This window comes from Amycolatopsis roodepoortensis, assembly GCF_014873915.1.
In the GTDB taxonomy this organism is placed as follows: Bacteria; Actinomycetota; Actinomycetes; order Mycobacteriales; family Pseudonocardiaceae; genus Amycolatopsis; species Amycolatopsis roodepoortensis.
Genome location: NZ_JADBEJ010000004.1, coordinates 1,404,963 through 1,418,195, shown reverse-complemented (window position 1 = coordinate 1,418,195; position 13,233 = coordinate 1,404,963). Strand labels below are relative to the sequence as shown.

General features: G+C 68.8%; 13 protein-coding genes. 5 read left to right on the top strand and 8 right to left on the bottom strand.

What is annotated here, in order from left to right:
• Window positions 1–86 precede the first annotated feature (86 nt).
• Window positions 87–707, top strand: coding sequence for a TetR/AcrR family transcriptional regulator (locus tag H4W30_RS17375; RefSeq protein ID WP_192743744.1), 621 nt, complete (start codon window positions 87–89; stop codon window positions 705–707).
• Window positions 708–710: 3 nt separating this feature from the next.
• Here the strand turns inward: H4W30_RS17375 and H4W30_RS17370 are convergent, their stop codons facing one another.
• The 8 genes from H4W30_RS17370 to H4W30_RS17335 form a co-directional block, all read right to left on the bottom strand.
• Complete coding sequence (locus H4W30_RS17370; protein WP_192743743.1) at window positions 711–2,255, bottom strand: hypothetical protein; 1,545 nt, start codon at window positions 2,253–2,255, stop codon at window positions 711–713.
• Between the two features lie 289 nt (window positions 2,256–2,544).
• Complete coding sequence (locus H4W30_RS17365) at window positions 2,545–3,138, bottom strand: GTP-binding protein (protein WP_126730503.1); 594 nt, start codon at window positions 3,136–3,138, stop codon at window positions 2,545–2,547.
• Window positions 3,116–3,496, bottom strand: a complete 381-nt coding sequence (locus tag H4W30_RS17360; protein ID WP_034308529.1) for a DUF742 domain-containing protein — start codon at window positions 3,494–3,496, stop codon at window positions 3,116–3,118. Before H4W30_RS17360 ends, H4W30_RS17365 begins: the two co-directional genes overlap by 23 nt.
• A gap of 20 nt (window positions 3,497–3,516) precedes the next feature.
• Entirely contained in the window at window positions 3,517–3,942 is a 426-nt protein-coding gene (locus H4W30_RS17355) for a roadblock/LC7 domain-containing protein (protein ID WP_005156032.1), read from the bottom strand.
• Window positions 3,939–6,536: a sensor histidine kinase gene (locus tag H4W30_RS17350; RefSeq protein ID WP_192743742.1), complete on the bottom strand. Its 2,598-nt coding sequence runs from the start codon at window positions 6,534–6,536 to the stop codon at window positions 3,939–3,941. The genes H4W30_RS17355 and H4W30_RS17350 overlap by 4 nt, the downstream gene beginning before the upstream one ends.
• Before the next feature lie 2 nt (window positions 6,537–6,538).
• A complete protein-coding gene (locus H4W30_RS17345; RefSeq protein ID WP_192743741.1) occupies window positions 6,539–7,327 on the bottom strand; it encodes an ABC transporter ATP-binding protein in 789 nt (262 codons plus the stop codon).
• Window positions 7,324–8,277 carry an ABC transporter permease gene (locus tag H4W30_RS44525; protein ID WP_192743740.1) on the bottom strand — a complete coding sequence of 318 codons (954 nt, stop codon included), beginning with the start codon at window positions 8,275–8,277 and terminating at the stop codon, window positions 7,324–7,326. The genes H4W30_RS17345 and H4W30_RS44525 overlap by 4 nt, the downstream gene beginning before the upstream one ends.
• On the bottom strand, window positions 8,274–9,278 hold the full coding sequence (locus H4W30_RS17335; RefSeq protein ID WP_192743739.1) for an ABC transporter substrate-binding protein: 1,005 nt from the start codon (window positions 9,276–9,278) through the stop codon (window positions 8,274–8,276). The genes H4W30_RS44525 and H4W30_RS17335 overlap by 4 nt, the downstream gene beginning before the upstream one ends.
• A gap of 377 nt (window positions 9,279–9,655) precedes the next feature.
• On the opposite strand from H4W30_RS17335, the gene H4W30_RS17330 reads away from it, so the two are divergent.
• The 4 genes from H4W30_RS17330 to H4W30_RS17315 all read left to right on the top strand — a co-directional run bounded on the left by H4W30_RS17330 (window position 9,656) and on the right by H4W30_RS17315 (window position 13,231).
• Entirely contained in the window at window positions 9,656–10,027 is a 372-nt protein-coding gene (locus tag H4W30_RS17330) for a hypothetical protein (protein ID WP_192743738.1), read from the top strand.
• Between the two features lie 503 nt (window positions 10,028–10,530).
• The gene (gene pdxH / locus H4W30_RS17325) at window positions 10,531–11,217 is read left to right on the top strand and encodes a pyridoxamine 5'-phosphate oxidase (RefSeq protein ID WP_192743737.1); all 687 of its coding nucleotides are present in this window, start codon (window positions 10,531–10,533) and stop codon (window positions 11,215–11,217) included.
• A 118-nt stretch (window positions 11,218–11,335) separates the two neighbouring features.
• Window positions 11,336–12,619, top strand: a complete 1,284-nt coding sequence (locus H4W30_RS17320) for an MFS transporter (protein ID WP_192743736.1) — start codon at window positions 11,336–11,338, stop codon at window positions 12,617–12,619.
• Window positions 12,620–12,643: 24 nt separating this feature from the next.
• Window positions 12,644–13,231 carry a DUF3558 family protein gene (locus H4W30_RS17315; protein WP_192743735.1) on the top strand — a complete coding sequence of 196 codons (588 nt, stop codon included), beginning with the start codon at window positions 12,644–12,646 and terminating at the stop codon, window positions 13,229–13,231.
• The last annotated feature ends 2 nt before the right edge of the window (window positions 13,232–13,233 follow it).

The window sequence follows — 13,233 nt, the reverse complement described above, 5'->3', positions numbered from 1 at the left end:
CCTCCAGTTTGGTAATCGAGATTTTCGCAATGTAGGCGCTGTTGCTAGCATCTGGCAATCCCTGTTACCGAATCGGGGGAGGTCGAGTGGCCCGCACCTACGGCGGGGTCGCGCCCGAGCAACGGCGCGCCGAACGGCGTGAACGCCTGCTCCTGGCGGCCCTGGACCTGTTCACGTCGACGGGCTACCGGCAGGCGAAGATCACCGAGTTGTGCACCCGCGCTGGCGTCTCGACGCGGAACTTCTACGAGGAGTTCGAGAGCAAGGAGAAGGTGCTGCTGACGCTCCACGAGCGCATCAACGCGCTCGCGCTGGAGCACGTCACCGGCACCCTGGAGACGCTGGAAGACGCCGACGCGGTCACCCGGATCGGGACACTGCTGGACGTCTTCGTCAGCACGGTCACCTCGGATCCCCGGATGCCGCGGCTGAACTACGTCGAGGCCGTCGGCGTCAGCGCGGCTTTGGAGGCGCAGCACCAGGAATGGGTCGATCGGTGGGCCGCGTTCATCGAAACCGAGGCCCGGCACGCCGCGGCGCACGGGGTCGCACCGGATCGCGATTACCGCCTGACGGCGATCGCGCTCGTCGGCGCGGCGACCGGTCTGCTGCGCGAATGGCAGGCGCACACCCCGCCGCTCCCGGTCGCCGACGTCGCCGCCGAACTCCGGGCCCTGATGCTCGCCGCGATCACCCGGCCCGCCTGAACGTCAGTTCTGGGCGCCTTCCTTGTCCGGGTCGAGGTCGATCCGGTCCCGCCGTTCACCCTCGGGCTTCTTGCCGGGCTCTTCCTTGGCCCAGTCGCCGAGCGTGCCGATCGACGACTGGATCCGCTCCTTCTGCTCGGCGTCGGTCTGCGCGTACTTCTCGGCGGCTTCCTTGATGCGGTCGCCCGCGGCCAGGTAGCGCGCGGTCGTCTTCTGGAAGAAGGACTCGACGTCGTTCCGTAACTGCTTCAGGGCGGTGTCGGCCTCGGTGGGGACGACCCCGCGACCGACGAGCTGGCCGTCGGCGTAAGAGGTTTTCGCGAGTTCCCCGAGCAAGCCCGAGTAGATCTCGGCCGCTCCGTAGCAGGCCTCGGCGAGCTGCAGCACGACCGTGACGTCCACGGCGTAGCGCTGGGTTCCGTCCGACCCTGGTTTGGCACCGCCTTTCGCCGGAGGTTGCGTCATGTCGTAGAGCTCGAGATCGATGCGGTCGACCCCGGCGATCTCGTTCTGGATGGCCTTGATGGCGTCGTGGTAGTCCTTCTCGGCCTTGTCCAGATCGCTGTGGAGTTCGCGGACGCCGGTGTCCACATGCGCGAAGAACGCGTCCAGCCGAGGGAACCGCAGGTCCGAGTTGAACGGCCGTGCGGTGATGTTCATCGCGAACTCGAGCAGGATCAGCGCGTTGCCGACGCCGGCCGGAGCCGTGCGGCCCAAGGCGCCGATGACGGTTTTGGCGTATTCCCACTTGTCGCTGACGGCGCTCAGTACCAGCTTCTCCTTGGGAGGTTCCGTCGGAGCGGGGGCGGCTTCGTTGAGCGCGGTGGTGGCCTCGGCGATGAGATTCAGGATGTTGTTCCTGGCGGCGTGGATGATCGTGGCCCGGCACGAGTAGCTGTTGCCGAGCCACTGCACGAGGAGGTCCTGATGAGTGAGGGTGGGCAGGACCGTCGCGAGGAAACCGTCCCGGAGGCTGTTCGCCGCGAGCCCCATCCAGCCGGTCATCCAAGCCCGGGTGCCAGAGTCGTCGTTGCTGCCCGCGAGCAGCGCGATCATGTTGTCCAAGTCGTGGTCGCCCATCGCGTTGCCGACCCGCATCTTCTTCTCGACGGACGAGAAGGCGCTGTAAGCCTCTTCGAGCGACGACAGTTCCGGACCGCCCGCGAGATCCGGGATGCCGGTCGCCAGCTGTTCCCGTTTCCGCCACGCCCAATCCGCGACCTGGGTGAACACGTCGAACGCCCGGCACTCGACGTACTTCGCGTCTCGCACGCTCCAGCCGTCACAGGCCTCCGCCTGCGGCCGGCTCGCCGCGGCGCCGTCATTGACCGCCCACCCGACGATCGGACAGGTCGTCAGATGGCCCCACGAGTCGGTCGGGGGCTGCCAACGAGCGGGCTCCGGTGCCCCGGGGAACTGGCTCGAACCACCCCTCAGCAACTGGCCGGCGTCGTGCAGCCAGCGCTTCTCCAGCGTCTGCCAATAGCCGTTGAGCGCGGCCGTGAGCGTCGCCGAATATTCGCTTCCGCTCATGTAGTCGCCGGACATCGCATCCACCCCGTTTCGCGTTCCCGCGGCCGGGTGGGCGGGAACGCGATCGAGGATAACAGGAGAGTGTGACGTTCAGGGGCTAATTGTCACTTCTCGTGCGTTGGATGATCCGAATTCCACACGATCACCTGCGGAAAGAGAGCAAGGGACCTTTGCTACCGCCCGGCCGCCCCACCGGCCCGAAGTACGTGAAGGCCCCCTTCCTGTACCTAGGCGCAAGGAAGGGGGCCTTCATGTACTTCACAAGAGCCAGCCGACGACCTTCTGCACGAAGTCCGCGATCGGATTACGACGCGGCCGACGCCCGCCGGAAGGTGTTGTGCAGCACCGCCAGCAGCGCGTCTCGTACCGAAAGACGCTGCCGCGCGTCGAAGGTGATCAGCGGGACGTCTTCGCCGACGGCGAGGGCCCAGCGCACGTCTTCGAGGTCGTGCTTCAGCGAACCGTCGAAGACGTTCACCCCGACCACGAACGGCAACCCGGCCTTCTCGAAGTAGTCGACGGCCGGATAGCAGTCGTCGAGCCGCCGGGTGTCGACGATGACGAGCGCGCCGAGCGCGCCCAGCACCAGGTCGTGCCACATGAACCCGAACCGGTCCTGTCCCGGCGTGCCGAAGAGGTACAGCTTCACCTCTTCGTCGATGGTGATGCAGCCGAAGTCCAGCGCCACCGTGGTGGTGGTCTTCGACGGCACCTCCCCGCCGGAGCCGTCGACGGCCGCGCCCGCCGAGGTCATGGCGGCCTCGGTGGTCAGCGGTTTGATCTCGGAGATCGCGCCGACGGTGGTCGTCTTGCCGACCCCGAACCCGCCCGCGATGACGATCTTGACCGGTGTCGGCGGCTTGGCGGGCGCCGGTTCAGCGAATTGCTTCGAGTCCACGAATGACCCTTTCGATCATGCCGAGGTCCTGGGTGAAGGCACCGGCCGGGCGACGGAGCACGACGTAGCCGAGTGCGGCGAGGTCCGCCACGAGCACCCTGGCCACGCCGATGTGCAGGCCGAGCATCGCCGCCACTTCGGCGACGGATTTCGTTTCCCGGCAAAGGGAGACGATCTCCCGGCGTTCGAACGTCAGCCGCGCGTGCGACGCCGCGCCCAGCCTGCTCGTGAGCACTTGAGCCTCGATTTCGAGCGTGCCGTCCACCGGCTGCGCGCGGCCGGCGGTGAGCAGATACGGGCGTAGCGGCGAGATGCCCTGTTCGGCGCCCCGCGGCTGAGGTACCTGGTCGTCGCTCATTCCCTTGTCCCCTCGTCAGTTCAGCTGCCGACGCTCTTCTTGAGTTCCTCGATCAGCGCGGGGGTGAGCACCTCGGTCGCGCGGTTGGCGAACATCGCCATCTCGTAGGCGATGGTGCCGAGGCTGGCCTGCTTGGTGGCGAGCACGCCGAGCGAGCATCCGATGCTGATCGTGCAGACCAGCAGGTAGCCCTGCTCCAGCTCGATGATGATCTTGTCGGGCGAACCGAGCGGGTGGCTTTCGGAGACGCCGTGCGCGAGGCCGAGCATCGCCGAGCAGATCGCGGCCAGCCGGTCGGCGTTCGCCCGCTCCAGCTCGGACGACATCGCGATCAGCAGGCCGTCGGCCGAGACGGCGATCGCGCCCATCGCGCTCGCCGTGTTCTGCGCGAAGCGCGTCACCAACCAGTTGAAGTTCCGGGCTTCGACGCTGACTCCGGTCGTCATCTCTTGCTCTTCTCTCTCTGTCGCATCTCCGGGTTGACGGCTTTCTCCAACCCGTCACTGAAGGCGTCGAACGCGGCACGCTCGGCCTCGGGGTCACGCATGCCCTTGGGCTTGGTGGTGTTCAGCGCCGCCCGCGCGGTCTGGTGCCGCGCGGCCGGACCTTTCGCGAGCCCCGGCGCCAGCTGCGCGCCGGGGACCCTTCTGGTGAGACCGCCGCGTGAGGCGGCGGGCACTGGCGTCGGGGTGGGCATCGGCGCCGGGACGGCCGCCGGCGGTGCGGTGGCCTTCGCGAGCCCGGCCTCGAAGCCGTCGAAGGCCGCCTTGGCCGCTTCTGGATCATGCCTGGACTTCTGCCGCGTAGGCGCTTCGGGGGCGCCGGGAAGCTGCGCGCCCTTGACCCGCCGCCGCAGCCCGCCGCGGGTCTCGCCCGGATCAGCGGCCGTGAGCGTCGGTGCGGGTGCCTGGTACACAGGCTCGGGAACCGGTACCGGGGCCGGTTCCGCGATCTCCCCGTCGGTCTTGCGGAACCACCGGAAGTCCCCGGTCCGCTGACCGCCTCGCGGGATCATCCCGGCGATCGCCAGCGTCGGCGGCTCGTGCGCGGCGGGCTCCGGCCGCGACGGCGGTTCGGGCTCGTCGCTCGGTTCCGCCGTCGGCCACACCGGCGGCGCGGGGACGGACTTCGGCGTGGGCGGCCGGTACGTCAGCAGGGTCGGCGGGATGGTGATCCGTGCGGTGATCCCCGCCCCCGGCTCGGTCTCGGTGAGTTCGACCTTGAGCCCGTGCCGCCGCGCGAGCCGTCCGACCACGAACAGCCCGAGCACACTGGTCGGCGCCAGTTCGAGCCGCTCGCGCTCGACCAGCCGCCGGTTCTCCTCGGCGAGCCGTTCCGCGGTCATGCCGATGCCCTGGTCCACGATCACGATCAGGCAGGAGCCGTCGGGCAGGATCTTCGTGCCGACGTCCACAAAGGACTCCGGTGGGGAGAACGACGTGGCGTTCTCCAGCAGCTCCGCGAAGATCAGCACCAGATCGGAGCCGAACGGCGACGACAGCAGGACGTCGCCCATCGAACCGAGCCGCACCCGCTGGTAGTCCTCGATCTCCGCGAGCGCCGAACGCAGCGCCGTCGACAGCTCGATCGGGCCGGAAATCCTTGCCTCGTCGCGGTTCCCCGACACGACGAGGAGGTTGTCCGCGTTCCGGCGCAGGCGGGTGGAGAGATGGTCGAGCCGGTAGAGGCTGGCCAGCAGTGCGACGTCCTGCTCGTTGCGCTCCAGTTCGTCGACCAGCGCGAGCTGCCTGCCCACCAGGTTCTGCGTGCGCTTCGCGACGTTGGCGAACATGAGGCCGACGTTGCGCCGCGTGACGGCCTGCCGTTCCACCAGTTCGGCCGCGGTGGCCTGCACCCGGTTGAACGCCTCGGCCAGTTTGCCGAGTTCGTCCTGCGAGGACACGTCGATGGTGGCGAGCCGCGGCGCGAGTTCTTCGGCCTGCTCGGTGTCGGTGACGCGCACCAGTTCGGTGCTCGCCAGGTCCGCGACCGAGGTCGCCGCCGTGGTCAGCTTCCGCAGCGGATCCGCGATCGACCGGCTGACCGCGATCGCGAGCCCGCCGACCAGCAGGAACAGCACACCCGCGCCGATACCGATCGTCCACGCCAGGTTCTGCGCGGCGTCGGCTCGTGCGGTCGCGGCGTCGGTGATGCCGGTGGTGACCGCGTCCTGGGCGAGGCGTCGCTGGTTCGACTGCGCTTCGACGGCGCCGAGGATGTCCGGCAGCAAGGCCTGCACGGCCTGCGGGCCACGGGCCTCCGCGAGCCTGGCCTCCAGCGCGTCGACCCGGCGGCCGGTCTCGCCCTGCTCCACCGCGACGACCTGCGTTGCCTGGGCGACGTCGGCCTGCTGCACGAACCGTTCGAGGAACAGCGACGACTGCTGTTTCGCGTCGGCCAGCACCGGCGTGCCCGATTCGGGGGTGACCAGCACGATGATCAACGCCATCCCGCGCAACGAGTTCTCCTCGTTCGCGCGCAGCAGCGCGTCGAGCGCGGTCAGCTGCTGGGTGCCCGCCGCGTCACTGGTCTGCTGCGGGACCAGGCGGAGCGAGTTGATGACCGCATCGATCACCGCGTGATAGGTCCGCGCCACGCTGTCGAGCGAGGCGCCTCGCCGGAGCGCGTTCTCCCGGATCTCGTTCAGCGATCCGATGCGCACCAGCGCCGCCGCGAGCTCTTCCGGCGCGTCGGCGCTCAGCTGCGAACGCACCTGGTTCACCGTGTCCGCCACGACGCTCTGCTGTTTCAGCATCGCCGCACTGCTCGCCGACGAAGACGCGATGTAGTGCGCCGTCAGCAGCCGTTCCCGCTGCAGTTCCCAGGCGAGCGTGCCGAGCGCGCGGGCCTGCGACGCGACGTCGGCGGTGGTGCGCGCGGACCGGGCGTCGTCGATCTCCCCGGCGACGTAGGGCACCGACACCAGGACCACGGCGGTCAGCGGCAGCATCAGGAGCAGGTTGAGCTTGCCCCGGATGCCGAGTCTGCCGAGCAATCCGGACCGCGACCCGCGTTCGGGCCGGGTCTTCCCGTGCCTCATGGTCACCTTTCTCCCCGGCTCCGCCCGAGGTGTCCGCGGTGCTGTTCCCGGACGAGGTCTTCGATGGACGCGCGCAGCGCGACGAACTCCGGCGCGCGTTTGACCGCGAGGTCGCGTTCCCCGGGCAGGTCGACCGCGATGTCGGCGGCCACCCGGCCCGGATCCGAGGCCAGCACCACGACGCGACGGCCGAGGAACACGGCCTCCTCGACGTCGTGGGTCACCATCAGCACGGTGGTGTGCGTGTCGGTCCAGATCCGGCGGATCAGGACCTGCATGTCCTCTTTGGTCTGGACGTCCAGCGCGCCGAAGGGTTCGTCCAGCAGCAGCACGTCGGGCTCGCACGCCAGCGCCCGCGCGATGGCGACCCGCTGCTTCTGCCCGCCGGAAAGCTGTTTGGGCAACGACTTCCGCAGGTGACCCAGGCCCGTCTCGTCGAGATACCAGTCGACCCGGCGGGCTCGTTCGGCCTTGTCGATGTCCAGCAGTTCTAGTCCGAACGCGACATTGCTCTCCACCGTGCGCCACGGGTACAGCGCGCCGTGCTGGAACACCAGCCCGCGATCCGGGCCCGGCCCGGTCACGGCGTCGCCGTCGAGGGTGATCAGGCCCTCGGTCGGCTCGGTCAGCCCCGCGATCAGCGACAGCAGGGTCGATTTGCCGGACCCGCTCGCGCCGACCACGCAGACGAAGTCGCCGCGCGTGATGTCGAGATCGATCCCGTCGAGCGCCCGGGTGGTCTTGCCGCGGACCGTGTAGTCCTTGGCGACCGCCTTCAGCTGAAGCGTCATGCCGCCCACTTCCCGACCCGGGCCCGCAGGAGCCGCAAGGCGATGTCGATGACCAGCCCGAGCAGGCCGATCACGATCAGCAGCGCGAAGATCCGGTCGGTCTGGGTGAACCGCTGCGCCCGCATGATCCGCAGCCCGAGCCCGGCGGTGGCGTTGATCAGTTCGGCGACCACCACGAAGTTCCACGCGGCCGCCGCGTTGACGCGGGTCGCGTCGATCATGCCGGGCAGCGCGTGCGGGACGATCACCTTGCGCAGGACCTCGCCGCGCCGCGCGCCGAGCGTGTACGACACGTCGAGCAGCGAACGCGGCACCCCGCGGACGGCGTCGGCGATCATCAGCGTGTTGAAGAAGACCGTGCCGAGGAACAGGACCGCGACCTTCGACGGTTCGCCGAGGCCGAGCCAGATCATCAGCAGCGGGATGAACGCGCTCGCCGGCAGGTAGCGCAGCATCGCGATGACCGGCTCGAACAGCGCCAGCCCCGCGTCGAACGTCCCCATCACGATGCCGAGCGGCACCGAGACGAGGATCGCGAGCCCGAAGCCGAGCAGCACCCGCTGCGTGGTGGCCCAGAGGTCACTGAACAGTTCGCCCGACTCGATCATCTTCACCAGCGCGTCGAACACCGCGACCGGCGTCGGGAGGAACATCGGCTTGATCGTGCCCAGCGCGTTCAGCGTCACCCAGATCAGCAGCGGGATCACGAACGAGGCCACCGCCAGCGTCCACCGCCAGCGCGCGGGGATCGGCGTCCGGAGCGAGAACAGCGGTGAGGCGTTCGGCTTCAGGCCTGCCCGGCGGGGCAGCGGCGACCAGTCCGGTCGCGTGCCGCGCCGCTCCTCCTGCGCCTCGGCGAGACGCTGCTCGTCTTCGAGGCGGCGCGCTTCGGCCTCGTCGGCGGCGTCCGTCCGCTGAGCGGCCCGCCCCGACGCGTCCGTGGCGCTCACTTCACCGCCTTGACGTACTGGTCGTCGAACAGCCCGTCGAAGTTGGGCCTGCTCTGGGCGAGGCCGTTGGAGACGATGAAGTCGGCGATCTTGCCCGCCTGGAAGTTGAGGTGGGCGGGGGTGACGCCGGGGGTGAACGCGTCGAGGTTCTGCTGCTTGGTGAAGATCGTGGTGCCCGCGTCGTAGGTCTTGTACTCCTCGACCGTCACCGCGCCGCGTTTGGCCATGATCTTCACGGCCTCTTCGCGGTTCTGCTTGATCCACTCGATGGTCTCGAACCAGGTGTTCACCAGCGCCTGGACCTCCTTCTTGCGCTCCTTCGACATCTGCTCGGAGACGACCAGGTGGTCGGGGATGGCGCCGGGGAACTCGGCGGACGTCGCGATCGCGCGGCTGCCCGGGCGCTCGAGCGCCTTCGTGGTGAAGGGCGCGAAGGCGGCGACGGCGTCGACCTGCTCGCCGACGAACGCGGCCGCGGCGGCGTCGGTCAGCAGCGGGACCAGCTCGATGTCCTTCTCGGTCAGCTTCGCCTCCTGCAGCGCCAGCAGCAGCAGGTAGTGGTCGACGGTGCCCTGTTCGACGGCGACCTTCTTGCCCTTGAGGTCGGCGACGCTGGTGATGCCCTGGCGGGCGATGACCTTGTCGTTGCCGGTCGAGTTGTCGTTGACCAGCACGACCGACAGCTTCGCGCCACCGCTGACCGACGCGAGCGTGTCGTTCAGGGTCTGGCTGTTCGCGTCGATCGCGCCGGAGGAGAGGGCGTTGATGCTTTCGGTGTAGCTGTCGAACCACTTCAGGTCGACGTTCACGCCGTTCTTCTCGAAGAGGCCCTTCTCCTGGGCCACCGCCCACGGGAACCAGCCCGGCCAGGCGCTGTAACCGATCGTGACCTTGGTGCCGGAGGCGGCCGTGCTGTCGGAACAAGCCGAAAGGGCGGTCACGCCCGCCAGCGAAAGGACGCACAACAACGCCGTCACGAGACGGCGGGAACGGGAAATCACAACGCACTCCTGGGGAAGGGGAGTAACTCGGGCGTGGAAAGTTCCGGCTGTTCGAGCGCAGGACTGATCGACCGGTGTCGAACTCCCTCACGGAAGCCCGGCCGGTAATGGCGATGGCGCGGCCGCACACCCGGCCGTCCCATCAAAACCTCTGAACACTCTGGATAGAGGTGATCACCCCGTTGCTCTCGGCGGCGATCCTATCGAGTGGCGCAAGGTCTACCTAGTGTGATCGTCGGCTCTTGCACGATTCGCTGTCACATTCTGCTAAATCCGGCCGTTCGCCCCAAAGGGCGGACTCTCACCTGGTGGGCAACCCGGTGCCGGACGCCGTGCGTCCATCGGGTGGCGGGTGAAAATTCCGGAGGGAGCAGAGGATGAAATTTCGTGCGGCCGCGGCATGCGTCGCGGGGGCGGCGATCTTGTCCACCTTGGCCGGTGCGGGGCAGGCGAACGCGACCAGACCGTCGAGTCTCGTCCTGAGCCCGAACGCCGTCGTCGCAGGTGGGACGGTCACCGCGGATATCTATTGCCTGCGCCCGTCGGGGGCGGGCGAACTCGCGACGACCCTCGTCGCGGACGGTCTCGCCGCGCCGATTCCCCTGCGGGTGGTGGGTGACGGCGGCACCGGCGGCATCGGTGTCGCGTTGCGTGGCGACGGTCCGGTGGGGACGGTGCCCGGGCGATACACGGCGTCGTACGACTGCTGGGGCTGGATCGTCCGGGCGGAGTTCACTGTCACGAACTGACAGCGCGACGGCCGGTTTCGGGAGGCGAATTGCCGCCCCGGAGCCGGCCTTTGCTGGCACATCTCACGGAGATGTTCCGGGCGGTAATTTCTGTCAATCGACAGAATTGGCCGGGGCGGGCGCGGGCGCCGCTGTGAAAACCGGAAGAATTGTTCGCGGAGTTCCGAAATATCGGCGAAACAAAAGCGGAAAGGATGGCCGTGAATTCCTTGCCGACCCGGTCTGTCCAGGCGCTTTCCGTCTTTTGTGAAGCCGGACGCGATTCCGCGGGCGACCGGAAAGAACCGGAACAAAGCGCCGGGCGGGCCGACCTTCGGCCTTGATCGATCAGGTCCCGCCAGGTGACGAGCAGGTGACGGCTTGCGGTCCAGTGGCTACACACAGATGATCGGGCAGGGGTGGCGGGTGTCACCGTTCAGTGGGTTTCGCCGCCGCCGTCTAGGCAATACCGTCGGCGGCAAAGCCGAAGTCATGGGCCCCGATCGGGTACGGAGGTTTGGCGGATGATGCCGGAGATCAAAGAGGGCGCTGCCGAGAACGGCGACGCCGTCGTTCGCCTGCCCGGGATGAGGGTGGCCTACGAAGGGGTCGCCTTCGAGGAGTCCGCGCTGGCGGAGACGTGGACCGCCCAGCTGCAGGACTGGCTGAACCAGGCCGTCTCCGCCGGGATCCCCGAGCCGAACGCGATGGTGCTCGCCACCGCCGACCCGGAGGGCAGGCCGTCCTCCCGGACCGTGCTGTGCAAGGGCCTCGACGAGCGCGGTGTCGTCTTCTACACGAACTACACCTCGACCAAGAGCCACGACCTCACCGCGACGCGCTACGCGTCGATCACCTTCCCGTGGTACGCCCTGCAGCGTCAGGTCCACGTGCGCGGCGAGGTGGAGAAGGTCAACGTCGCCGAGACCGCCGAGTACTGGGCGTCCCGCCCGCGCGGTTCGCAGCTCGGGGCCTGGGCGTCGCCGCAGTCCCGCGTCGTCGATGGCCGCCGCGCCCTCGAGAACGCGCTCCACGGCATCGAGCGCCGGTTCGCCGACGTCGAGAACATCCCGTTCCCGCCGCACTGGGGCGGGTGGCGCATCCGGCCCGACGTCGTCGAGTTCTGGCAGGGCCGCGAGGACCGCATGCACGACCGGCTCCGCTACGTCCGCACGGACGACGGCTGGCAGATCGAGCGCGTCGCGCCCTGATCCCACGCGCGTGAAGGCCCCCTTCCCTCGGCTCAGCCGAGGGAAGGGGGCCTTCACGCGCGGCCGGTGACATAAATCGCGCGCGGATGGTTAGTTAGCGCGGCTAAGCTGTCTGGTTGTGAGTGACGACGTGGGGGTTGACCAGCGCAAAGGTGTCCGCAAGCTGTTCGGCTCGATCGTCGTCGACACCCGGCCGCTCAAGATCCCCGCGTTCCGCCGTCTCTGGCTGTCCACCGCGGTCACCGCCGTCGGCAGCCAGCTCACCGCCGTCGCGGTCCCCAAACAGGTCTTCGACCTCACCGGCTCGTCGGCGTACGTCGGCCTGACCGGCCTGGTCGCGCTGATCCCGCTGCTCGTCTTCGGTCTCTGGGGCGGCGCCATCGCGGACGCCGTCGACCGCCGCAAGCTGCTGCTCGTCACCAACGTCGGGGTCACCGTCACCTCGGCGGTCCTGTGGCTCCAGGCGTTCTTGAACCTCGGCTCGGTCTGGCTCGTCCTGGGCCTGCTCGCGGTCAACCAGGCGTTCTTCGCGATCAACATGCCGACTCGCGGCGCCGTCGTCGCCCGGCTGGTCCCGGACAACCTGATCGCGCCCGCGACCGCGCTGAGCAGCACGATGTCCACCTTCGGCGCGGTCTTCGGCCCGCTGCTCGCCGGTTCGCTGATCCCGATCCTCGGCCTCTCGACGCTCTACCTGATCGACGTCATCGCCCTGACCCTGACCCTTATCGCGGTCTACAAACTCCCTCCGATCCCGCCGCTCGGCGAGATCGCGCGGCGGGCCGGCCTCCGCGACATCATCGACGGCTTCAAATACCTGGCGACACAGAAGATCCTGCTGGCCTCGTTCCTCGTCGACATCATCGCGATGGTCGCGGGCATGCCGCGCGCGCTGATCCCGGAGATGGCCGAGCGCACCTTCGGTGACCCGCCCGGCGGCGGCCCGGCGCTGGGCTGGCTGTACGCCGCGCTCCCCGCCGGCGCGATGCTGATCGGCCTCTTCTCCGGGTGGCTGACCAGGATCCGCAAACAAGGTGTCGGCGTGATCGTCTCGATCTGCGTCTGGGGCGCCGCCGTCGCCGGTTTCGGGCTCGCGAACTCGCTGTGGCTCGCGGTGTTCTTCATGGCGCTCGCCGGGGCCGCCGACATGGTCAGCGCGATCTACCGCATGTCGATCCTGCAGCTCGCCACCACCGACGAGATGCGCGGACGGCTGCAGGGCGTGTTCACCGTCGTCGTCGCGGGCGGCCCGCGGATCGCCGACCTCACCCACGGCTGGGCCGCCGCCGGCGTCGGCACGGCCGCCGCGGCTTCCGGCGGCGGGGTGCTGGTCATCGTGCTGGTCATCGGCGCGGCGCTGCTCATCCCGTCGTTCTGGCGGTACCGGGCCCCGGCAGGCTAGGCCATTCGGTCTATCGTCGGGCCCATGCGTATTTCACGGGCGATCATCCTGTTCGCCGCTGTCATCGCGACCCTTTCCGCCTGTTCGTCCGGGGACGAGAAGACGGACAACGCGGCCAAGCCGTCGAGCCAGGCCCCCGCTCCTTCCGCCGCGCCGAGTTCCTCGGCCGCGCCCGCCGGTGGCGCGGGTTCGAAGGAACCGTGCGCACTGCTGCCCGCCGAGGCCGTGGGTAAGGCGGTCTCGATCCAGGGCGTGACGTCGGCGCCGGGGCCGGTGCAGGACAACGCCGCCAACGGAGGCAAAGCGAAGAGCTGCGTCTACTCGGCTGCCGGCAAGCAGATCGGCGCGCTCGCGGTGACCCGCTTCGAGGGCAAGAAGCTCAAGCCCGCCGAGATGGTCGCGTCGCTGAAGAAGGCCAAGGCGAACGCGAAGGACGTCACCGGTGTCGGCGAAGGCGCCATCTACTACAACACCGACGAGAACAAGACCGCGACGCTGGCGGCGGCCGAACTCGTGGACGGCGTGCCGGTCCTGGTCAACTACACCGGGCCGGTCAAGATGACGCAGGAGATGATGCTCCCGCTGGTGAAGACCGCGGTCGACGCCAACTGAGC